Source organism: Candidatus Dadabacteria bacterium (assembly GCA_009840385.1).
Taxonomy (GTDB): Bacteria; Desulfobacterota_D; UBA1144; order Nemesobacterales; family Nemesobacteraceae; genus Nemesobacter; species Nemesobacter australis.
On the sequence record VXNX01000001.1, the window covers coordinates 65,418 to 87,087 of the forward strand.

Sequence of the window (21,670 nt, forward strand, 5' to 3'; positions counted from 1 at the left end):
CAAATGAGAAAAAAACTTGCCGGAAGAAAAAGGAAACAGAAGGGGTTTCCCCTTCGCACTGTGATAATTTTCGGGGTCTTGTTTGTAACGGCCCTTTGCTTCTTGCGCGTCAAGATCGAATACACAAGAACCGGTTACGAGATCACCAGAAACAAGGAAACTGAGAGGGAACTTATAAAGGAAGGCCAGATCCTTAACTACGAGCTCTCAAAGCTCAAGTCCCCCGAATTTTTGGAGCCCGTGGCTAAGAAAATGGGTTTCAGGTTCGCCACTTATAATGACGTTGTTTTCGTTGAAGAGGTAGTGCTTGCTGGAAGGGCAGAATGAAAAAATCCCAAAAAGGAAAATGGAAGTTTTATCTCACCACGATTTTCCTCACCGGCCTCTTTGTGGCTCTGGGCTACAGGTCCTTTGAACTCCAGGTGCTGCAAAGCGACAGGTTCTCGGCAGGCGCGAAGAAACAGCACAGCAGGGTCTATAAGATGCCTCCGGTACGCGGAACCCTGTATGACCGCAACAAAAAACCCCTGGCCACAAGCGTCTGGGCAACTTCGATCTATCTGAACCCCAAGGAAGTAAAGGACCCGGGCAAGCTCGTCCGGACAATATCGAAACCGCTGGGCATGTCCCGCAAGAAGGTGCTCAGCCTTGCGCGCTCTGAGAAGCCCTTTGTATGGATCAAAAGAGGAGAAGATCCCAAGACCGCAAAGAAGATAAAGGCCTTGGGTCTTTCGGGGGTCGGTTTTGCTGAAGAACCGAAAAGAATCTATCCCAACGGTTCCCTGCTCGGGCAGACGCTTGGATTCACCAACATAGATCTTAAGGGGGTAGAGGGCCTTGAATATGCTTTTGAGAAGATGCTCGCCGGCAAACCCGCCACGGCGAGGATAAGGACTGATGGAAGGGGAAACCGCATATCCGATGCCCTGCTAAACGCAAAAGAGCAGTCAACCAAGGGAAACGATCTGATGCTTACGGTGGATTCCAACATACAGCACATAACCGAGACCGCACTTGAAAAGGGTATAAGAGAAATGAAAGCGGATAGGGGGGCCGCCCTCCTGATGAATCCTCAGACCGGCGAAATACTCTCCATGGCCTCCTATCCGTTTTTTGACCCGAACCGCTTCGGCGAGTTCTCCCAGAAGACTAGAAAAAATCTCCCGGTATGGATGTCTTTTGAGCCCGGTTCGACGCTGAAAGTGTTTCTGGCCGCGACACTGCTAGAAGAAAAGATGGGAGATGAGAATACCGAGTATGACTGCGAGAACGGAAAGCAGAGAATCGGTCCGAACGTGATAAAGGACGTGCACGGACACGGAATCCTGACCGTTTCCGAGACCATAACGTATTCAAGCAACATATGCGCCTGGAAAATGGGAAAAACTCTGGGGAAGAAAAAACTCCACGACTCGCTCAGAAACTTCGGTTTCGGAAAAACGGTCGGAGTGGACCTTCCCGGAGAAGCCAGCGGAAGAATACAGAACCTGAGGAAATGGGGAGATATAGAGCTGGCGACAATATCGTTCGGACAGGGAATATCGGTAACGGCGATTCAGCTGGCGACCGCACTCTCAAGCATCGCAAACGGCGGATACCTCATGAAGCCCTATATTGTGAAGAGAATCGTATCGCCGGAGGGAAAAGTTCTTATGGAGAAAAACCCGGAGGTCCTCAAAAGAGTCATTTCCTACGACACGGCTTCAAAGATCACCAGAATTCTTGAAGAAGTAGTGAAAAACGGCACAGGCAAAAACGCCGGGATCTCGGGCTACAGGGTCGCCGGGAAGACAGGAACAGCGCAGATGCCCAATCCAGAGACCGGCACTTATTACGAAGACAGATATCTTTCGTCGTTCATCGGGTTCGCTCCCGCTGACAACCCGCGTCTGGCGCTTGTGGTAATCGTCGAGAACCCCAGAAAACACAATTACGGAGGAGTGGTCGCGGCACCCATCTTCAAGTCCATAACCGAAAAGGCCCTGTTCTACATGCGCGTACCTCCGCGCAAGGAGGTGCTCGAGGAAACAGTCATGCCGGACATGGTGAACAAAAGCGCAAGAGCCGTGATGAAGTGGGCGGAGAAAGAGGAAGTCTCAGTCCGATTCATAGGCAGCGGTTACGTGGTAGGCCAGCACCCTCCCTCGGGGGAAAAGATAAAAAGGGGAACAGACTGCACTTTTACTCTTAAGCAGAACATATGAGATTAGCGGATGTTCTGAAAAACGCGGGAATTGAAACGTTAACTGGATCACAGAATCCGGGAGATACGGAAATTACAGGGATAACTCTCAACTCGCAGAATGTGGAACCGGGTTCCCTCTTTATTGCCATCAAAGGGAACGTCACCGACGGTCACATGTACGCCGCCTCGGCGGTAGAAAAAGGAGCGGCGGCGCTTCTACTCGAGGAGGTTTCAGAGGAAATTCCAAGCCTTAGAGTACCTGTCGCGAAAACAAGCGACTCAAGAGCCGCAGCCTCCATAGTCGCCTCCAATTTCCACGATCACCCTTCCCTCGCAATGAAGGTCGTGGGGGTGACGGGAACCAACGGGAAAACCACGGTCTCCCACATGATTGAAGCCGGCTGGACGGCCGAGGGACTAAACACTGGGCTTCTGGGAACCATAGAGAACAGATACATGGGAAAAACCGAGGCCGCCTCCCTCACGACGCCCGACCCGCTTGCTTTCATGAGCATGCTGCGCGAAATGAAAGACGCCGGAGTGACGAACGTCACGCTCGAGGTATCCTCACACGCCCTTGACCTAAAAAGGGTCGACGGATGTCATTTTGACGCGGCGGTATTCACAAACCTCACCCAGGATCATCTCGACTACCACAAGACACTCGAAGATTACTTCAGGGCCAAGGAGCGGTTCTTCTCCGAGGTCCTGGAGAGAAGTGCGAAAAAAGAGGTGTTTTCGATAATAAACGCGGACGACCCTTTCGCAAGCAGGATATCCGTCCCGAAAAAAGCTCAGAAAATAACGTTTTCCACGAAAAAAAAAGACTCAGCCGTATTTGCAGAGAACTTCACGCTTGATTCTGGAGGGATAAAGGCCACGCTGGCCACCCCGTGGGGCAAGGTGGAACTTGACTCAAAACTCATGGGGAAGCACAACCTCTATAACATGATGGCGGCAACCGGAACACTCCTCTCTCTCGGTTCGTCCCCCGGGATAACCGGGAGAGCGCTGAGTGAACTAGGGCGCATACCTGGAAGACTCGAGAAAATCGAAAACACCTTGGGCATAGATGTTTTCGTGGACTACGCCCACACTCCCGACGCGCTTGAAAATGTGCTTGAGTGCTTAAAACCTTTCTGCGCTGAGAGGCTAATCACCGTTGTGGGTTGCGGCGGAGACAGGGACAGGCGGAAACGTCCTCTCATGGCCGCAGTCGGGCGCAGGTATTCAGACATGCTGATAGTGACTTCCGATAACCCCAGGACAGAGGACCCTGAAAGGATAATCTCGGATATGACCGAAGGGATAGAGTCCCAGGATCCAGGGGTCGCGGTGATAACCGACAGGGAAGAAGCCATAAAACACGCCGTGGATACGGCCGGGCGCGGAGACACAGTCCTGATAGCGGGAAAAGGGCACGAAGACTACCAGATAATCGGTACCGAAAAGATTCATTTTGACGACAGGGAAATCGCGGAAAAGTACCTTGAAGCCAGAGGCGGGAGGGGACTTTGAAATTCAGCCTTGATTTTCTGCTAAATTCCACGGGAGGCAGCCTCGTCGGCGGCAAGATGCCGGTCGGAGCCACCGGAGTCTCCATCGATTCAAGAAAGATAAAAAGAAACCAGCTCTTCGTCGCCATAGAGGGCCCCAATTTTGACGGTCACGATTACGTCGCCGAGGCCTTTGAGAAAGGTTCGGTGGGAGCCGTGGTGGAGAAATTCCCCCAAATACACGGGAAGCAGAGCTGCGGGGCGATAATAAAGGTAGAATCCACCCAAAAAGCCTTGCTTGAGATGTCAAGGCATTGGAGAAACTCGTTTCCCGGTCTCCGTGTCGCCGCCATTACAGGTTCTAACGGAAAGACCACTACCAAGAATATGACTCACAGCATACTCTCCATATCGGGCAACGTGCTGAGCACCTACGGCAACCTCAACAACCACATAGGCGTTCCGCTCAACCTGCTGAAACTGGAAGAAGAGTACGATTTCTGCGTGCTCGAGATGGGAATGAACTCTTTTGGAGAAATAAGGACCCTTGCCGAGGTGGCCTCGCCCGACGTGGGAACGATAACCACCGTGGGCAAAGCCCACCTTGAGGAGATGAAAGACCTTGAAGGAGTTGCGAGGGCAAAAGGTGAACTGGTTGAGAACTTTGGCGAGGAAAACACTTTCTGCGTGAACATCGACGATCCATGGGTGACGAAAATAGCCGAGAGAGCGCGCTGCCGGAAGATCACCTACGGGGTCAACTCCCCCGAGGCCTTCATAAGGGCAAGCGACATCGACAACGAGGGAATGGAGTCAATTGAATTCACGATACACATCGGCGGACAGTCCGCTAAAACGAGGATAAAGGGAATAGGCACGCACAACGTTTCAAACGCCCTCTCCGCTTCCGCTCTCGGGTATTCGCTTGGATGCGGAATGAACGAGATACTGGCCGGTCTTGAAAAATACGTTCCCTCAGCGATGCGCCTTGAAGTCATGCGCACCCCGTTTGGCTTCAGGATCATAAACGACTCGTACAACGCAAACCCCGACTCGATGCGCGCGGCGCTTGACGAACTTGCGAGTCACCGCCGGGGCAAGGCTAAGGCTGTGGCGGTTCTGGGCGACATGCTCGAGCTCGGAGAAAGCAGCGAGAAAGAGCACGAGCTAATAGGGGAGCACGCCTCGCAACTGGGTCTGGACATGGTGGTGGCCATGGGAGAATTCTCCCGCTCGCTCGTATCGGCGGTGCGAAGCGAAACGCCGTGTCATGTGGCACAGAGCCCGCAGGAGGCGGCGGCCCTGCTTCTCGATGTCTGCGGAGAGGACGACATAGTGCTTGTAAAGGGGTCGCGGGGAATGAAGATGGAAGCGGTAATACAGACGCTTTACAAAACATAAGCCCATGCTCTATTTTCTGCATCTTCTAAAAGACGACTTTGTTTTCCTCAATGTCTTCAAGTACATAACTTTCCGCTCTTTCGGGGCCGGCCTGACCTCTTTTCTTCTCTGCATTCTCTTGGGAAAAAAGCTGATTGACCTGCTCAAAACCGCCCAGTTCCACGAGACCATACGCAAAGACGGACCCAGCAGCCATGGCGCGAAAGCCGGCACTCCCACGATGGGAGGGATATTCATCGTAATGGCCATAGTCATCTCATCCCTTCTCTGGACGAACTTTCTCGTAGACAAGGTGATGCTCGTGATCCTGTTTACGGTAAGTTTCGCCATCCTGGGATTCCTCGACGATTTTATGAAAGTAAAGAAAGGAAAAGGAATAAGGGCAAGGGTAAAGTTTCTCTGCCAGGCACTCATCGCTGTGACGTTTGTGGTCATTCTCTGCATGAATGAGAGCGGGAGCTTCTCGATGTCCATGAGGGCCGGTGAGAGCGCGGTGTATTCCTCGACCTCAATAGTGTTCCCTTTTATAAAGCAGGCAGTGGTGGATCTTGGATATCTCTACATACTTTTCGCCCTCCTGGTTACCGTTGGTTCTTCAAACGCGGTGAATCTGACCGACGGTCTTGACGGCTTGGCCATAGGTTCGATCGTCATCGTAACCTCTACCTACATAATTTTCGCCTATCTCGCGGGGAACCTTCAGTTTGCAAGCTACCTGCAGATCCCGCATGTACAGGGAGCGGGAGAACTGGCCATCTTTCTCGCGGCGGTCGGAGGGGCATGTCTTGGATTTCTTTGGTACAATTCCCACCCCGCCGAGGTTTTCATGGGAGACGTGGGTTCTCTTTCGCTGGGGGCCGCCATAGGATTCAGCGCTCTTATGATAAAGCAGGAGATACTTCTGATAGTTGCCGGAGGAATATTCTTCGTGGAAACCCTCTCGGTGATAATCCAGGTGGCGTCGTTTCGTTCCACCGGCAAAAGGGTTTTCAGGATGACCCCTCTTCATCACCATTTCGAACTTGCCGGATGGGCCGAATCAAAAGTGGTGGTGCGTTTCTGGATAATATGCGTGGTTCTTTCCATTCTCGCTCTTTCAAGCCTGAAAATAAGGTGACCAGATGGAACTTGCGGAAAACAGATTCTTAGTAGTTGGTCTCGGGATAACGGGAGTGGAAACTTCAAGATTCCTCCGCGCCAAAGGAGCGCCGGTAAAGGCAACCGACTCAAGGGAAGCCGGTGAACTCGGTTCCGTGGTTGAAGAACTCACAGCGGGAGGGGTGAAGATCCGGTGCGGGACTCATGCCTCCGAGTTTTTCGAATGGGCAGACACGATCGTGCTGAGCCCCGGGGTAAGGTTCGACCTTCCAGAGATCAGGGACGCCCAAGCAGTCGGAAAGACGGTAATAAGCGAAATCGAGCTTGCGTGGAACTTCATATCAAAGCCGGTAATAGGCGTAACGGGAACGAACGGAAAGACAACTACCACGTCTCTTCTCTCGGAAATGCTCAGACGAAACGGCTTGAAAGTCTTTACGGGAGGAAACATAGGAACACCTCTTATATCGATAGCCGAAAAAGACGACGAATACGATTTTCTGCTGCTCGAGCTAAGCAGCTTTCAGCTCCAGGGAATAAGGAACTTCACACCCCACATCGCCGTGATCCTGAACATATCGCCAGACCACTTGGACCACCACTCGAGCATGGAAGAATACGAGGCGGCGAAACTCGGCCTTTTCGCAAATCAGACCGAAGACGACTGGGCAGTGTTCAACGCAGAGGATCCGGCGGTACTCAGAGGCTCAGGCGATTTCAGAGCGAAAAAAGTATCTTTCGGCGCCCGGGACGGAAGAACAGACATCCACTGCAGGGAGGACGAAATAGTGTTCGGAGAACTCTCTTTCTCCGTTCGGGACTCTGCTCTTCTCGGGGAACACAACAAGGAAAACATAATGGCCGCGGTAGCGGTGGCGGGAATACTTGGCTGTCAGCGGGACCCGGTGCAGAAAAGCATAGACGAATTTCGCCCGCTTTCCCACAGGATGGAATTCGTGCTGACGGTAAGAGGGGTGAGCATCTACAACGATTCGAAATCCACAACCCCCTTCTCAACGCTAAGGGCCATCGAGAGCCTGCCCTCCCCGATCATACTGGTCGCCGGGGGGAAGGACAAGGGAATCGACTACGACTGCCTGAGGGACGTCGTGGCAAGCAAGGTAAAAGCCTTGGTCTTCATAGGGGAGACGAAGGAGAAAATGCGCGCCCAGCTGGGCAACCTGGCGCAGACAACATGCGCGGATTCGCTTAAAGAAGCGACGGAAAGTGCTTTTGAGCTCTCCGAAGAGGGAGACACACTTCTGTTTTCGCCCGGATGCTCGAGCTTTGACATGTTCAGCTCGTACGAGGAGAGAGGGAATCAGTTCAAGGAGATCGTGAGAAATGTTTGATTTCAAAAACAGGGATTTCGACATATTGCTCCTCGGCCTAGTGCTCATAGTGGCGGGAATCGGCGTCGTGGCCGTATATAACTCAAGCTCGATATTCTCACTTGAAACCTATGACAACTCGATGCGTTTTCTTAAATTCCACGTCATATACCTATTAATCGGAATAGCGGCCATGTTGACACTGATGCACGTGAAGCCGACTTTCCTTAGAAAGCTTGTCTATCCTGGTTATCTGCTCGGACTCGCCTTACTCGTAATCGTGCTTCTCCCAGAGGTAGGCAAGGAGGTCGGCGGGGGACGAAGGTGGATTTCGGTCTGGGGATTTTCGTTCCAGCCGTCTGAGTTCTGCAAATACATGCTCGTCATTTACATGGCGCATTTTCTGTTCAAAAAAGAGGGCAAGATGGACAGCTTCTGGATCGGCATTTTTTCTCCGCTGCTAGCCGGCGGCGCCTACGTGGGGCTTATTCTGGCCGGACCTGACCTCGGAACCTCCTTTCTCGTTATGGCGATCCTTTTCATAATGCTCTTCGTCGGAGGAGCCAAGGTCAGGTATCTGCTAACCATAGGGATCGGATCCGTGCTACTGCTCGCTCTAGCCATCGTCAACGAGGGATACAGGATGAAGAGAATAATGTCGTTTCTCGACCCGTGGCAAGACCCTCTCGGCTCGGGATACCAGGCCGTTCAGTCGTTCATGGCATTCGGTCTCGGTGGAATATACGGAAGCGGACTCGGAAACAGTTCCCAGAAACTGCTCTTCCTCCCCCAGGCACACACCGACTTTATATTCTCGATAATAGGCGAGGAATTCGGATTCATAGGGGTAATGACGTTAATCGTGCTTTTCCTCTTAATTCTGGCAAGATGCGTAAGGATATCCTTGAGGGCGGAAGATCCTTTCTCAAGGTACATGGTATTTGGTTTCACGGCGCTCATAACTCTTCAGGCGGCGCTTAACATGGGAGTGGCAGTCGGTCTTTTCCCAACTACGGGACTGACGCTGCCCCTTGTAAGCTACGGTGGAAGTTCCCTCGTATCAACGCTTGCGGCGTTTGGAATAATCCTGAGCGTCTCTAGGTTCAGCACCGGGAAACGATGAAAGTGATAATAGCCGGAGGAGGCACAGGTGGACACGTTTTCCCCGCGATATCGATTGCGGAGGAAATACTTGAGAGAAGCAGCGGAAACGAGGTTCTGTTCGTGGGCACCGAGCAGGGAATCGAAAAAAGGATCCTCCCGGAAAAGGGGTACAGAGTTGAATTCATAAACTCAAAAGGAATTGTCGGAAAAAGCTTTTTCCAGAAGATAATGGCGGTGATCTCGATACTCGGAGCAATGGCAAGTTCCCTTAAGATACTCAGAGATTTCAGGCCCGACGCAGTGATAGGAGTCGGAGGATACGCGTCCGGACCGACCCTGCTTTGCGCCTCAATAAGCTCCATACCGACCGCCGTTTGCGAACAGAACTCCGTCCCAGGGCTCGCCAACAGAATCCTCTCTAGATTCGTCGCCAAGATATTCATAACCTTCGAAGAAAGCAGGGAGCACCTTCCGGCGGAAAAAACCGTTTTCACCGGAAACCCCATAAGACGCGACCTAGCCCGCGGCATCGCCCAGAAGAAAGCTCGCCAAAGTACCCCGCGAAACATATTCGTACTCGGAGGAAGTCAGGGAGCGCGGAAACTGAATGAAATCGTCCCCATGTCTCTGGAAAAACTGGGGACGCAGGTAAGCGTGACCCATCAGACCGGCCAAGCGCAGGTAGAAAGCGTAAGGGAAACTTACCGGCAACTCGGCATTGGCGCTGAAGTATTCGGATTCACAGACGACATGTCCAAGATATACGAAAAAACGGATCTTGCGATCTGCAGGGCGGGTTCCGGAACTCTCTCAGAGATAACGGCGTTCGGCATACCGGCAATACTGATTCCCCTCGCCTCTTCCACGCACGACCATCAACTGAAAAACGCCCGGATACTGGAAGCAAACGCGGCGGCAGTAGTAGTCGAGGAAAAAGAACTCTCGGTCGAGGGTCTTTGCGCAGTTGTGGAGAGAATTCTTGAGCAAAGCACCCTAGAGCGCATGGCGGAAAACTCAAAGAAACTCGCACGGCCCCACGCCGCCCGGGAGATCGTAAATGAAATCGAGAGGATAATCGGATAAGTCAATGTACGGGAAAATAAAAAAAGTCCACTTCATCGGCATAGGCGGCATAGGGATGAGCGGCATAGCCGAAGTGCTGATCAACATGGGTCTTGAGGTGAGCGGTTCTGACCTTGCGGAAACCCAGATAACGCGGCGGCTGACTTCCCTCGGAGCTATAGTGCACACGGGTCACGACTCAGAGAACATAAAAGGAAGCGAAGTGGTCGTATACTCGTCAGCAATTGGCGAAGATAACCCGGAAATGATCGCCGCCACCGCGGCAAGAATTCCCCTCATACCCAGGGCGGAGATGCTGGCAGAGCTGATGAGGCTCAAGTTCGGCATCGCTGTTGCCGGGAGTCACGGAAAGACCACCACGTCCTCCATGATAGCGTCGGTGCTCTCTCACTGCGGCGCGGACCCGACCATAGTGGTCGGCGGGAAACTGCGGACCATCGACTCAAACGCCCACTTGGGAACCGGCCGGTTCATGGTAGTGGAGGCTGACGAGAGCGACGGATCATTCGAAAAGCTCTCCCCGGTCGTCACCGTGCTCACAAATATCGACAAGGAGCACCTCGATTACTACGGAGACATGGAAGCCCTTGAGGCCGCTTTTTCCAACTTCCTGGACAAAATTCCCTTCTACGGACTCGCCATAACATGCGCCGACTGTCCGAGAACCGCCGAGATAAGCAGGAAATTCAACAAGAAAATACTTACTTACGGAATCGCCGCCCCGGCAGACCTTGTGGCGGAGGACATACGCTTTTCCCAGTTTCGGACATCGTTTGAAGTGACCTACGGGGGTTACCTGCTTGGAGAAGTGGAACTCAGCACCCTAGGAGCCCATAACGCCCTTAATTCCCTGGCCGCCATAGCCGTGGGAATGGAGTTCGGGTTCAGCTTCGAGAAGATAAAGGAGGGCCTTGCCGCCTTTGGTGGCACGGAGAGGAGGCTGCAGTTGAAAAGCGAGAGAAAAGGTGTGAAAATAATAGATGATTACGGGCATCACCCGAGCGAGCTGGAAGTAACTATAGAAGCTCTTAAGACGGCGTTTTCCCAAGAACCGATTCTGCTCTTCCAGCCCCATAGATTTTCTAGGACAAAGCTTCTTTACGACGATTTTGTCAGGGTTTTGGGAAAGATAAAACATCTATACGTTCTTGATATATATCCCGCCGGGGAGAAACCGGTGAAAGGGATAACTTCAGAAAAACTGGTCGAAGACATAAAAAAGGCGGGCAACGCGAACGCATGTTATGTGGATGACCCCGAGGCCTTCGCGGACCGCATGGCGAACGAGCTTAAAAAAGGAGATGTCCTGCTTACCTCGGGCGCCGGAAATGTATGGAAGTACGGGGACAAAATCGCGGAGCAGATTGGATGAGCGAAGCAACCCAGAACAAGGACCTCGACATACTGGACAACTACCCGATGAGAAAATACCTGTATATAAAAGTCGGGGGAGAGGCAAAGCGCCTGGTGTATCCGCGGAACATGAAGAGCTTTCTTGAACTGCTCAGAAGCTGTCACGAAACTGGGGAGAAAGTCACCGTGCTCGGAGCCGGCTCCAACACGATAATAACCGATAAGGGAATCGACGGCGTGGTAATAAGCACGAGGAAACTCAAGGAAGTACACATAGACGGCACCCGAGTTGAAGCCGAATGCGGAGCGATGCTCTCATCCATAATGAACAGGTCTATCCGCCTGGGACTCACCGGGTTTGAGTTCGCCGCAGGAATACCGGGAACGGTCGGGGGAAGCATATATATGAACGCCGGCGCAAACGGGGGAGAGATAAAGGACGCGGTGAAAAAAGTTTACATATGGCACGAAGGGGAAGAGAAGGAACTGTCCAGGGAAGAGATAAACTTCGAGTACAGAAAAAGCAACCTGCCCGCGGGCGCCGTAGTCACCAGAGCAGTATTTGAACTGCGCAGAGGAGACAGAGGGAAAAGCGAAGAAAACGTGAGGCAGTACCTCGCGTACAGAAACAGGACCCAGCCCGTGAAAATGGCCAACACGGGTTCGGTCTTTAAGAACCCGCCCACTGTAAGCGCGGGAGAGCTGCTCGAGGGATTGGGATTCAAGGGGCTTTGTATTGGCGGGGCCAAGTTCTCGGAAATCCACGCGAATTTTATTGTGAATTTCAACAGGGCAAAGGCCGACGATATCATCTCGCTCATCGAAAAGGCGAGGGAAACCGCCCTTAGGAAAAGAAACATAACGCTTGAGCCCGAAGTCGAAATAATGGGCAGGGAGGCAGAAGCGGTATGAGTATTCTGACAAAGGGAATATCGGCGGTTTTTCTTCTCTCGCTCTGCGGAATTGCCGTTTTCGCGATCCAGCCGTCAGATCATCTTACCGTGAGGGAGATCGTGATCACCGGGAACAGCAAGATAAGCACGCCCGAGATTATAAAACGCTCCGGCATAAGGGCCGGGTCAACCTCCATGCTGTTTTCAACTTCCAAGGCAAAGAAGAAGATCTTCGAAAATCCATGGGCAAGCGACGTAAAGATGAAGAAACTCCTTCACGGAAAAATAGAAATCGAAATCTCCGAGAACGAGCCTTTCTGCGTGGTGGCCCTGCAGGGAGCGGAACCCCACTACATAGACGGAAAAGGGAAAAAACTTGGTGCAGTGGAGCCGTCGCAGGGATTCGATTTCCCCGTAATCTCAAGCGAGGGGGAAATCAGTTCGGGTCTCATGTTCCAGGCAATAGAGGTTCTAAACCTCTCTAGGTCCAGTTCGGTTCTTGGCTGGTCGGAAATTTCCGAAATAGTGGTGGAAGAAGATTTCGGGATCAAGCTTCTAACACTTGACCGCAGATTCGTAACCTTCGGGAAAAACAACATGAAAAGCAAGTGGTACAAGGTTGAGAGGATAATAGTTCACTCCCGCAAGAAGAACTTGGTGGAAAAGGATATAGACATAAGTTCGGGCGAAGTAGGCGTAATAGGCTACGACTCCTAACACCTCAAGATGGCGCAGAGAAGAAATCATTCACTACCGATAGTTGGTCTCGACATAGGAACGACGAAAGTCTCCGTAGTGGTCGGAGAATTCGACCTAAGCGGCGAGGTCGAGATAATCGGCGTCGGCAATCATCCCTCCCACGGACTCAAAAGAGGGGTAGTGGTCAACATAGAAAAAACCGTGGACTCCATACAGAACGCAGTCGAAAAAGCCGAACGCATGTCCGGACATGCGATAAAGGAGGTAATAGTAGGAATAGCCGGCGGACATATAAAGGGAATGAACGGGCACGGAATGGTTACCCTGCGGGAAAAAGAGGTAACTCACAAGGATATTGAGAGAGTCATAGAATCGGCAAACGCGCTTCTGATTCCGGCGGAAAGGGAAATCATTCACGCTATCGCGCAGGACTACACGGTTGACAGGGAAAGCGGCATAAAGGATCCGGTCGGAATCCACGGCTTAAAGCTCGAGGCGGATGTCCACATAGTCACGGGGGACGTGACCGCGGCCCGGAACATCATAAAATGCATAGGAATGTCAGGAATGACTTCCGTTGACATGGTACTTGAGCAGATAGCTTCAAGCGAGGCGGTTCTTACGCAGGATGAGAAGGAAATCGGGGTAGCGATGATAGATTTTGGAGGAGGCACCTGCGACATAGCGGTGTTTATGAATGGAAGCGTGAAGTATACAGAAAGCATCACCCTTGGAGGCGACCATCTCGACAGGGATATCGCGTTCGGGCTCTCGGTACCGCTCCCGGAGGCAAGAAAGCTCAAGGAGAATCACGGCGTGGCCATGACAAAGCCAAATGAAATGCCGAGCGATGAGAGAATAGAGGTGAAAAGCGCCTCCGGACACGTGCCCAAGCATATTCTGAAAAGAGACCTCACGACGATAATCCAGCTGAGAATGGAAGAAATCTTCACGCTGGTAAAAAAAGAATTCTCAAAGCAGGGGTTCATCGGCATGCTGCCGGCAGGAGTAGTGCTAACGGGTGGAAGCAGCAAGATACAGGAGATGACAACCCTTGTTGAGCGGGTACTGGAAATGCCGGCTCGCATCGGTATACCTCGCGACGTAAACGGTCTCACGGAGATTATCACCGACCCGATATACTCGACTGGAGTGGGGCTGGTCAAGTACGCGAGCTTGAACGAGGAAACGGGCGTTGCGGCGGGAATCCTGAGACAGAAAAATGTTATTACGAGAATGAAAGGCTGGTTTAACGAATTTTTTTAAAGGAGAAATCCAACTGGAGGGTAACCATATGGCAAGTTTTAGGATTGAGCATGTTGAGAACAGCTCGAGAAGAGCCAGAATCAAGGTTCTAGGAACAGGTGGAGCGGGCGGAAACGCCGTTAACACCATGATAAGCAAGGGACTTAAAGAAGTGGAGTTCGTCGCCGTGAACACGGATTTTCAGGATCTGACCAAATCTCTGGCCCCGACGAAACTCCAGATAGGAGAGAGTATATCTAGGGGTCTGGGTTCCGGGGGAAGTCCCCAGCTCGCGAAGGAGGCCGCCATGGATGACCGTGACAAGATAAGCGATGTCATAGGGGAAGCCGACATGGTCTTCATAACCGCGGGAATGGGAGGCGGAACGGGAACAGGCGCCTCTCCCGTAATTGCCCAGGCATGCAAGGAGAAGGACATCCTCACCGTGGCGATAGTAACAAAGCCCTTCGAATTCGAAGGAGTTGCGAGAAGGGAGAACGCCGATTACGGGATCGAGGAGCTGGACAAATATGTCGACACGCTGATCGTAATTCCCAACGACAAGCTTGCGGCCATACACAAAGTCAGCATCCTTGACGCCTTCCGTCAGGCGGATGAAGTTCTCTATCAGGCGGTAAAGGGAATTTCCGACATTGTTACGGGAACCGGTTACATCAACGTCGATTTTGCCGATGTGAAGAGCATAATGGCAAACCATGGAGGCAAAGCCCTTATGAGTTCCGGATTCGCGCAGGGTCCGAACCGGGCAACTCAGGCAGCTCAGATGGCCATAACAAGCCCTCTTCTTGAGGATGTATCCATCGCCGGAGCCAAGGGGATATTGATGAACGTAACGGCTTCCGAGGACTTCGGGATCGAGGAGTTGAACGAAGCATGCAGCCACATAAGGGAAAGAGCAAACGGCGATATCGATCTGATTTTTGGTCTGGTCTTTGATGAAAAAGCCAAGGATTTCGTAAGGATCACGGTGGTCGCGACCGGAATAGAGAATTACATCGATAAAAAGGCGGCCGATATAATCTCGGAGCAGCCGTTCAACCCGGATATGGAGGAAAATCTGGACATACCGACTTTCGTCAGAAAAAGAGAAAGAATCGCCGCCCGTTAAGAGGGTGTGCGGCGAGGTGTCAGACAACCTCGGATCTGCCTTCCTTAAGGAAAGGCAGGTCCACCCTCGGGGTATCGATCCAGAGTCCTTCTATGTCGTAGAACTCCCGTACGGGCCGGTAAAATACGTGGAGAACAACGTCTACAAGATCAAGCAGCACCCATCTGCCTTCTGAGACGCCTTCGGTTCCGAATATCTTTACCCCGCGTTTTTTAAGCTCCCGTTCAACGCTCTCCACTATGGTTTTCACCCCTCTGTCGGAGTTAGCGCTGCACACGACGAAATAATCCGCCACGTCACTTTTTTCCCCAATATCCAATACGACGGGATCCTCCGCTTTCTTCTCCCAAGCGGCGCGGGCGACAAGCAAGGCTTTTTCCCTGGACTCTATAGTTTTTCCTCCAGCTGGTAAAGGCCGTTTCCCGCTATGTACTCTTCCACTTCAGGCACTACCAGATATCTTAGGGAATTGCCCCGGCTCGCGAGTTCCCTGACCTCCGTGGAAGAAACCCTTATGCCGGTGATATCTACGAAAAACAACTCATTTGAGCTTGTGTGAGCAAAAACATCCATACCCTTGTCGCTATAAGAATATCGAAAGTCATTTTTGAGAGCAAGAGGAATCAGGCTGGCGGAATCGGGAACGTCGTAACCGGGACGGCGGAGAACAACGAAACTTGAGTAGTTAAAAAGCTCCGCGAAGTCTTTCCACGTGTCTATCTCGGCGAAAAGTTCGGAGCCCATTATGAAATAATGCCTGTCTTCCAGGTTGCTTCTGTTGAGCGACCTGAGAGTATCAACCGTGTAGGACGGAGGCTCCCTGCGGAGTTCCATATCGGAAATCCTGAAATGAGGATTGGCTTTTATCGAGAGGTTAAGCATGTTGAGTCTATGGGAGGAGTCGGTCATGGTCTCGGAGCTTTTATGAGGAGAGATGAGAGCCGGAATGAAAACCACTTCGTCAAGCTCCAGTTTTTCGCTTATCTCTTCAGCGGCCCTCAGGTGACCGGCATGCACGGGATCGAACGAGCCGCCCATAAGACCTATTTTCATATGTAACCCTCTATCATCATTTCATCGCCGAACCTTCTGACCTTGATGTTCTTGATATTAATCGCCTCTTTAATCGATTCCTTCCCAAGATCTCCAATCATACTCACCCCGTCTCCTCCGATAATCCTAGGGGAGTAGAAGAAAACCACCTTGTCAATCAGGCCCTCTCGCAGAAAACAGGCCCCTACCCTGCTCCCTCCCTCAACCAGAACTCCACACATCCCCATGGCCCCAAGTTCGCGGAGGAGGTCCGCAGCAGACACGCGGCCCGTAGAATCGGACCCTAATCTTAGGATTTCGGCACCGAGCCTAGAAAGCCTCTTGGCCTTAATCGGGCTTGCGGACTCCGTAGTGGCTATTATGGAGCGGGGATGGGTGCTGAAGATCTTTGCTTTGGGCGAAATACGTAGCTTTGAATCCATAATCACCGGAACCGGCTGGCGCACGTTCCCGCCGACGAGGCGAACGTCAAGCCCCGGATCATCCGCACGCACCGTGTTTATCCCGACTATCACGCCATCCACTTTCTTTCTCAGCCTATGGGCCATCTTTCTCTGCTTCACGCTCCCTATCCACTTGGAATCACCCGTCCCTGAAGCTATTTTGCCGTCAATAGTCGAGGCGGATTTTAAGATTACGAAAGGAAGTCCCGAGACGACATGCTTGTTGAAAAACTCGTTTATTTCCACGCACTCCCTCTCAAGCACCCCGGTTCTCACGGCTATCCCACTTTTGCGAAGCTTTGCCACCCCCTTTCCGCTCACTTTCGGGTTCGGGTCAATGGTGCCCACGACAACATCGGATACGCCCGAGGCCACTATAGCGTCGGTACACGGAGGAGTAAGCTTTTCGGTGTGGCAGCAGGGCTCAAGCGTCACGTAAAGCGTTGCGCCCGCAAGAGAAATTCCTTTTCTCGCGGCATCCAAAAACGCTTCTATTTCCGCGTGAGGAGAACCGGATTTTTTATGGTAGCCACGGCCTACGATACGTCCCCCAAGCACGCAGACAGCGCCGACCATGGGGTTGGGACTGGTGCACCCTTCCCCCTTGAGGGCAAGCCTCAGAGCTTCTTTCATAAAGTCCGTGTCATTTCGAGCGGGCATGAAAAAAACCTAGTGTAAAGCCTCCTTGTCCAATGTGAAAAGCGCTTTTGTGAACTGCTCGGCGTCAAATTCGCGCAGATCCCCGAGACCTTCTCCGACCCCGATATACTTGACCGGAAGACCAAGCTGGTCAGCTATCGCCACTATTATTCCTCCCTTGGCAGTTCCGTCGAGTTTCGTAAGCACTATACCGGTTACTTCTATTGCCTCGCCAAAGACCCTCGCCTGCTCTACGGCGTTCTGCCCCGTGGTCGCGTCGACGACAAGGAGAACCTCATGAGGGGCCCCTTCAAGTTCCCGCGCTATCACCCTTCTAAGCTTCTTTAGCTCTTCCATAAGTCCCGTTTTCGTGTGGACACGCCCAGCGGTGTCTATTATGAGCAGGTCGACACCTCTTGAAACCGATGCCTTTACCGCGTCGTAAGCCACGGCGGAAGGGTCCGCTCCGGTCTGGCCGCGGAGAAAATCGCTTCCGACTCTCTCGGCCCAGACGCCGAGCTGTTCAACGGCAGCCGCCCTGAAGGTGTCAGCAGCGGCAACCATTATCTTTTTTCCGTCCTGAGCGAACCTGCTGGCGATTTTCCCTATGGAGGTAGTCTTCCCCACGCCGTTAACTCCGGCAACCATGAAAACCGTCGGTTTGGCGGAAAGCTCGATCACCGGACTCTCGACCCCCCTCAAGATATTGAGAATCTCCCCTTCCAAAAGAGTTTTTATTTTCTCCATGTCCCCGCTTTCTCCCGCCCCGGCAGCCGATGAGACCTTCTCTCTCAGCTTCGCGGTGGTTGAAACTCCCATATCCGACATTATGAGTATCTCCTCGAATTCATCCCAAGTGGCATCATCAATCCGCCCCGATGAGAAAACGTGCTCAAGATTCTGCAGAATCCCCCTGCGGGTCTTGGAAAGTCCGAGGCTCAGCCTCGAGAAAAAATCTTTCTCCGTAACCTCCTCTTCCTGCGGCGCGAGAATCTCCTGCTCCACCTCTTGTGCGACCGCATCTTCCTCAGGCTCGGGTTCCGCCGGTTCGGGCTCTTTTTCCGGTTCTTCAGTGGGAGCAGGCTCTCGGGTAACTTCAACCGGCTTAACCTCGGATATTTGATCCGGGGGCGGCGGGACAATCTCTTTTTCTTCCGCCACTACAGGTTCGGGCGCGGCGAATTGCTGTTCAGGTACGGAATCTGCAACTTCCGCGGGCGGAATTTCCGGGGTCGGGGGTTCCGTAGGCTGCTCCGTCTCCTCAGGTTCGGCCGAAATGGGTTCTGGCTCTTCCTGCTGCGTTTCCGCGACGGGTTCCGGCGGAGGTTCTTTTTTCCTGAGGAGAAAATAACCCGCCACGAATGCGGCGACGGCTACAGCGACCGGGATAATAACCGCGGGATCAAGATGGGTTCCAAGTCCCGAGAAAAGCTCAGTTGTCTCTTTCATATGGCCTGTCCGGTTGAAAACAGTTTTTTACCGACAAAAAACGGTCCTAGGCTCTCAAGATACCTTGAAGTCTGCTTCGTCTTTCTCATTCTCTCCACCAGCGCGGAGAGCGGGTGTAGATCTTTGCCCAAAATCCCTATCACGAAATCATTGTCGTTTTTGTCAAGACCGTGGCTCGCAAGACGTATGTCCTTTGCGTACCCGGCGTCCCCGAACTGAAACCCTATCTTGCCGTGTTCCGCCAGAACGGCTCTCTGTTCTTCAGGCGCGAGAGTCTCAAAAGCCTTCGCCCTTCTAAGCGGGTACCAGATGGCCCACGCGAGTCCCGGGTCAAGAATTTTTCGCATAGGACCCGAAATCAGGGTTTTCTCTAGATCTTTTTCATAACCGAGCGAATAGGTTCTTCCGAGCATTGTGTACTCTGGCTTAGGTTTGAGTACGGCAAAGGAGGAGTCTGAGAGAAACCGCCTGAGTTCCGTAACGAAAAAATCGGGGTTCTCGCTTACGGTCAGAAGACCCGCGCCCCCGTAATCGTTTATATCCGAATAAAGAACAGCCGTTGCCGAAAAGTTCTCCAGATCGCGCGTCAAACGGGACTCAAGGGCGAAATCAAGACCTCCGAAACTGAGAAACTGCATGAAAAGCCTTCTGTCAAGAGACGCGGTTTCCCCGTCATCGCTCCTTCCCTTTTCGCTTAAGTCAAACGGTCTGTCTTCAGGTTTGTTCATATTCCGTCACCCAACCTAAGGCTTAAGTATCTATGATTTAAGGGTCTAACTCAATCCTTAAACCGGCCTTACGAGAAGTCCATATAGTGACTCTCTTCTCGGTGACAAAACATCTGCAAAATATGATGCTCAGCAGTGGCTTTGAGTTTCAGTGGAACCATTATCGGGTGTTTTGCTTCAAGAGACTTCAATTAAGTCGTTGTGATATAGTATTATAAAGAAGTAATAATCAGGGAATCACAGTGAAAAAGCCCAGTTTTTCCGACCTAGCCTACAGAAACAAGAAGAAAGTGACCCGCAAGCAGCGATTCCTTGAAAAGATGGATGAGATGCTTCCGTGGGAACTGCTGCTTGAACCGATATTGAAGAAATATCCGAAGTCCGGCAAGGGGCGCCGACCTATCCCGGCCAAGGTTATGCTGCGCATTCACCTGATGCAGCAGTGGTACGGGTTGTCGGACCCGGCAATGGAAGAAAGTCTTTACGACATTGAGTCCATGCGCCGTTTCGCCGGCGTGTCCATGCAGAGAATTCCGGATGAGACCACTCTCTGCAAGTTTCGGCACTTTCTGGTAAAACACAAAATATCCGAAGAGCTGCTTCGTCTCACTAAGCAACATTTATCGGCACATGGCTTAATCGTCACCAGAGGCAAGATCGTCGATCCGAGAGTGCGTAGTACAAGAGGAAAACGCGCTAAGATGGGCCGTAGGCAGGGATAAGGAACGGACAAGGACGATTCGACCGGAGATCGCTCTCCATATACAACTACTGGTGCATCATGTTCAGAAATTCCGCGTTGCTCTTCGTTCCCTGAAGCTTGTCAAGCAGGAATTCCATTGACTCTGTAGTATTCATCGGATTGAGGATTTTCCGAAGAAGCCATATGCGGTTGAGCTCTGATTCGGGGATAAGCAGTTCTTCCTTCCTGGTTCCCGATCTCTGAAGATCTATGGCAGGGAACACCCTTCTCTCCGCAAGGCGGCGGTCAAGGTACACTTCCATGTTTCCCGTTCCCTTAAACTCCTCGAAGATGACCTCATCCATGCGGCTTCCGGTGTCTATAAGGGCGGTAGCTATTATGGTAAGGCTGCCTCCCTCCTCGGTGTTTCTCGCCGCCCCGAAAAACCTCTTGGGTCTCTGAAGAGCGTTTGCCTCTATCCCTCCCGAGAGCACCTTTCCGCTTGCAGGGGTCACGGTGTTGCTCGCCCTTGCAAGCCTTGTGAGACTGTCGAGCAGGATAACGACGTCCTTTCCGTGCTCAACATACCTTTTCGCCTTCTCGATCACCATGTCGGCAACCTGTATGTGCCTTTGTGCCGGTTCGTCAAAAGTTGAACTGACGACTTCCCCCTTGACCGATCTCTGCATGTCGGTGACTTCCTCGGGGCGTTCATCTATCAGCAGAACGAACAGCTCAACTTCGGGGTGATTGTCCGTTATCGCATTGGCTATTCTCTGGATGATTATGGTTTTACCGGTTCGCGGAGGAGCCACTATCACGGCCCTCTGCCCCTTCCCCACGGGCACGAAAAGGTTCATGACCCTCGAGCAAAACTCGTTTTTGTCATGTTCCAGATCTATCTTCTCTTCCGGATGAAGGGGAATTAGGCTCTCAAAAGGCGTTCTCTGCCTGCATATCTCTGGGGAGTCGTAGTTTGCTTCCTCTATTTTGAGAAGGGCCAAGTTCTTTTCCCCCTCTCTTGGAAGCCTCACAAGACCTTTTATGGTGTCCCCGGTTTTGAGACTGAAGGATCTTATCTGGGATTTTGAAACGTATATGTCGTCTGGGCTCGGAAGATAGCTGTACTTGGGAGACCTTAGAAAACCGTAACCTTCGGTCAGGATTTCAAGCACTCCCTCGGCTATTATGGAACCGTGTTTTTCGCTCTGGGCCTTAAGCAGGGAATAGATCAGATCCTGCTTCGCCATTCTGGCGGTATCTTCAATACCGGCTTGTCTGCTCAGTTTTATGAGGTCCGAGGGCTTTTTAGCCCTTAGATCGTTCAGGTAAAGCAGCTTGCCGTTTCCGTCCTTCTGCTCTTCATTCTTCTGGACGGAGTCGGCAGCTTCCGCTTTAGAGACTTTTGCCATAAGGTGAAACTCCTTGAACTAAGGCATTATCAAATTTTTTGGTTCAAAAAAACAATCGAAATCTTTTGAAGTGTCAGGAATGCGACAATCGTGCGCGTTTAAGAGTTCAAAATGAAAAACCGGTACAACCGATACAGTTAATACTATTGTCGCGTAACGAACTTGTCAATATCTAAAACCGGACTTGTCAGAAGAAAAGGACTTTTGCTCCGCAGAAAATCCACGCCGTTTTTCAATGAGAATCCCA

Annotated in this window: 20 protein-coding genes; 14 read left to right on the top strand and 6 right to left on the bottom strand. The window is 51.9% G+C overall.

The window, feature by feature from the left end; all coding sequences use genetic code 11:
• Window positions 1-3 precede the first annotated feature (3 nt).
• From F4X55_00290 to ftsZ, 13 genes are read left to right on the top strand one after another with little or no spacing between them, the layout of a single operon-like run.
• Entirely contained in the window at window positions 4-327 is a 324-nt protein-coding gene (locus tag F4X55_00290) for a hypothetical protein (GenBank protein MYC39448.1), read from the top strand.
• Window positions 324-2,204, top strand: a complete 1,881-nt coding sequence (locus tag F4X55_00295; GenBank protein ID MYC39449.1) for a PASTA domain-containing protein — start codon at window positions 324-326, stop codon at window positions 2,202-2,204. The genes F4X55_00290 and F4X55_00295 overlap by 4 nt, the downstream gene beginning before the upstream one ends.
• Entirely contained in the window at window positions 2,201-3,703 is a 1,503-nt protein-coding gene (locus F4X55_00300; protein MYC39450.1) for a UDP-N-acetylmuramoyl-L-alanyl-D-glutamate--2,6-diaminopimelate ligase, read from the top strand. Before F4X55_00295 ends, F4X55_00300 begins: the two co-directional genes overlap by 4 nt.
• Window positions 3,700-5,082, top strand: a complete 1,383-nt coding sequence (locus F4X55_00305) for a UDP-N-acetylmuramoyl-tripeptide--D-alanyl-D-alanine ligase (GenBank protein MYC39451.1) — start codon at window positions 3,700-3,702, stop codon at window positions 5,080-5,082. Before F4X55_00300 ends, F4X55_00305 begins: the two co-directional genes overlap by 4 nt.
• A gap of 4 nt (window positions 5,083-5,086) precedes the next feature.
• Window positions 5,087-6,199, top strand: coding sequence for a phospho-N-acetylmuramoyl-pentapeptide-transferase (locus F4X55_00310; GenBank protein ID MYC39452.1), 1,113 nt, complete (start codon window positions 5,087-5,089; stop codon window positions 6,197-6,199).
• A gap of 4 nt (window positions 6,200-6,203) precedes the next feature.
• A complete protein-coding gene (gene murD / locus F4X55_00315) occupies window positions 6,204-7,532 on the top strand; it encodes a UDP-N-acetylmuramoyl-L-alanine--D-glutamate ligase (GenBank protein ID MYC39453.1) in 1,329 nt (442 codons plus the stop codon).
• On the top strand, window positions 7,525-8,634 hold the full coding sequence (gene ftsW, locus F4X55_00320; protein ID MYC39454.1) for a putative lipid II flippase FtsW: 1,110 nt from the start codon (window positions 7,525-7,527) through the stop codon (window positions 8,632-8,634). The genes murD and ftsW overlap by 8 nt, the downstream gene beginning before the upstream one ends.
• Complete coding sequence (gene murG, locus F4X55_00325; protein ID MYC39455.1) at window positions 8,631-9,698, top strand: undecaprenyldiphospho-muramoylpentapeptide beta-N-acetylglucosaminyltransferase; 1,068 nt, start codon at window positions 8,631-8,633, stop codon at window positions 9,696-9,698. The genes ftsW and murG overlap by 4 nt, the downstream gene beginning before the upstream one ends.
• A 4-nt stretch (window positions 9,699-9,702) precedes the next feature.
• Complete coding sequence (locus F4X55_00330; GenBank protein MYC39456.1) at window positions 9,703-11,070, top strand: UDP-N-acetylmuramate--L-alanine ligase; 1,368 nt, start codon at window positions 9,703-9,705, stop codon at window positions 11,068-11,070.
• Window positions 11,031-11,963, top strand: coding sequence for a UDP-N-acetylmuramate dehydrogenase (murB, locus tag F4X55_00335; protein MYC39457.1), 933 nt, complete (start codon window positions 11,031-11,033; stop codon window positions 11,961-11,963). The genes F4X55_00330 and murB overlap by 40 nt, the downstream gene beginning before the upstream one ends.
• Window positions 11,960-12,661, top strand: coding sequence for an FtsQ-type POTRA domain-containing protein (locus F4X55_00340; protein MYC39458.1), 702 nt, complete (start codon window positions 11,960-11,962; stop codon window positions 12,659-12,661). The genes murB and F4X55_00340 overlap by 4 nt, the downstream gene beginning before the upstream one ends.
• Window positions 12,662-12,670: 9 nt before the next feature.
• Window positions 12,671-13,909, top strand: coding sequence for a cell division protein FtsA (gene ftsA, locus F4X55_00345; protein MYC39459.1), 1,239 nt, complete (start codon window positions 12,671-12,673; stop codon window positions 13,907-13,909).
• Window positions 13,910-13,937: 28 nt separating this feature from the next.
• Complete coding sequence (gene ftsZ, locus F4X55_00350; GenBank protein MYC39460.1) at window positions 13,938-15,017, top strand: cell division protein FtsZ; 1,080 nt, start codon at window positions 13,938-13,940, stop codon at window positions 15,015-15,017.
• 19 nt (window positions 15,018-15,036) lie between these two features.
• On the opposite strand, the gene rsfS is transcribed toward ftsZ, so the two are convergent.
• From rsfS to F4X55_00375, 5 genes are read right to left on the bottom strand one after another with little or no spacing between them, the layout of a single operon-like run.
• Complete coding sequence (gene rsfS, locus F4X55_00355; GenBank protein ID MYC39461.1) at window positions 15,037-15,408, bottom strand: ribosome silencing factor; 372 nt, start codon at window positions 15,406-15,408, stop codon at window positions 15,037-15,039.
• Window positions 15,405-16,070, bottom strand: a complete 666-nt coding sequence (locus F4X55_00360) for a nicotinate-nucleotide adenylyltransferase (GenBank protein ID MYC39462.1) — start codon at window positions 16,068-16,070, stop codon at window positions 15,405-15,407. Before F4X55_00360 ends, rsfS begins: the two co-directional genes overlap by 4 nt.
• Window positions 16,067-17,146: a bifunctional diaminohydroxyphosphoribosylaminopyrimidine deaminase/5-amino-6-(5-phosphoribosylamino)uracil reductase RibD gene (gene ribD / locus F4X55_00365; GenBank protein MYC39463.1), complete on the bottom strand. Its 1,080-nt coding sequence runs from the start codon at window positions 17,144-17,146 to the stop codon at window positions 16,067-16,069. Before ribD ends, F4X55_00360 begins: the two co-directional genes overlap by 4 nt.
• Before the next feature lie 36 nt (window positions 17,147-17,182).
• Window positions 17,183-18,601, bottom strand: a complete 1,419-nt coding sequence (gene ftsY / locus F4X55_00370; protein MYC39464.1) for a signal recognition particle-docking protein FtsY — start codon at window positions 18,599-18,601, stop codon at window positions 17,183-17,185.
• A complete protein-coding gene (locus tag F4X55_00375; protein MYC39465.1) occupies window positions 18,598-19,329 on the bottom strand; it encodes a chlorite dismutase family protein in 732 nt (243 codons plus the stop codon). The genes ftsY and F4X55_00375 overlap by 4 nt, the downstream gene beginning before the upstream one ends.
• Before the next feature lie 242 nt (window positions 19,330-19,571).
• On the opposite strand from F4X55_00375, the gene F4X55_00380 reads away from it, so the two are divergent.
• Window positions 19,572-20,051, top strand: coding sequence for a transposase (locus F4X55_00380; protein ID MYC39466.1), 480 nt, complete (start codon window positions 19,572-19,574; stop codon window positions 20,049-20,051).
• 46 nt (window positions 20,052-20,097) lie between these two features.
• Here F4X55_00380 and rho read toward each other — a convergent pair whose 3' ends face one another.
• Window positions 20,098-21,423: a transcription termination factor Rho gene (rho, locus tag F4X55_00385; GenBank protein ID MYC39467.1), complete on the bottom strand. Its 1,326-nt coding sequence runs from the start codon at window positions 21,421-21,423 to the stop codon at window positions 20,098-20,100.
• Window positions 21,424-21,670 lie beyond the last annotated feature (247 nt).

Excerpts from the sequence above, each read along its gene's own strand:
- ftsA (MYC39459.1), top strand. The coding sequence starts at position 12,671 with ATGGCGCAGAGAAGAAATCATTCACTACCGATAGTTGGTCTCGACATA.
- ftsW (MYC39454.1), top strand. The coding sequence starts at position 7,525 with ATGTTTGATTTCAAAAACAGGGATTTCGACATATTGCTCCTCGGCCTA.
- murD (MYC39453.1), top strand. The coding sequence starts at position 6,204 with ATGGAACTTGCGGAAAACAGATTCTTAGTAGTTGGTCTCGGGATAACG.
- murB (MYC39457.1), top strand. The coding sequence starts at position 11,031 with ATGGAAGTACGGGGACAAAATCGCGGAGCAGATTGGATGAGCGAAGCA.
- F4X55_00295 (MYC39449.1), top strand. The coding sequence starts at position 324 with ATGAAAAAATCCCAAAAAGGAAAATGGAAGTTTTATCTCACCACGATT.
- ftsZ (MYC39460.1), top strand. The coding sequence starts at position 13,938 with ATGGCAAGTTTTAGGATTGAGCATGTTGAGAACAGCTCGAGAAGAGCC.
- F4X55_00340 (MYC39458.1), top strand. The coding sequence starts at position 11,960 with ATGAGTATTCTGACAAAGGGAATATCGGCGGTTTTTCTTCTCTCGCTC.
- F4X55_00290 (MYC39448.1), top strand. The coding sequence starts at position 4 with ATGAGAAAAAAACTTGCCGGAAGAAAAAGGAAACAGAAGGGGTTTCCC.
- ftsY (MYC39464.1), bottom strand. The coding sequence starts at position 18,601 with ATGAAAGAGACAACTGAGCTTTTCTCGGGACTTGGAACCCATCTTGAT.
- F4X55_00310 (MYC39452.1), top strand. The coding sequence starts at position 5,087 with ATGCTCTATTTTCTGCATCTTCTAAAAGACGACTTTGTTTTCCTCAAT.
- rho (MYC39467.1), bottom strand. The coding sequence starts at position 21,423 with ATGGCAAAAGTCTCTAAAGCGGAAGCTGCCGACTCCGTCCAGAAGAAT.
- F4X55_00360 (MYC39462.1), bottom strand. The coding sequence starts at position 16,070 with ATGAAAATAGGTCTTATGGGCGGCTCGTTCGATCCCGTGCATGCCGGT.
- F4X55_00300 (MYC39450.1), top strand. The coding sequence starts at position 2,201 with ATGAGATTAGCGGATGTTCTGAAAAACGCGGGAATTGAAACGTTAACT.
- ribD (MYC39463.1), bottom strand. The coding sequence starts at position 17,146 with ATGAAAGAAGCTCTGAGGCTTGCCCTCAAGGGGGAAGGGTGCACCAGT.
- F4X55_00330 (MYC39456.1), top strand. The coding sequence starts at position 9,703 with ATGTACGGGAAAATAAAAAAAGTCCACTTCATCGGCATAGGCGGCATA.
- murG (MYC39455.1), top strand. The coding sequence starts at position 8,631 with ATGAAAGTGATAATAGCCGGAGGAGGCACAGGTGGACACGTTTTCCCC.
- F4X55_00375 (MYC39465.1), bottom strand. The coding sequence starts at position 19,329 with ATGAACAAACCTGAAGACAGACCGTTTGACTTAAGCGAAAAGGGAAGG.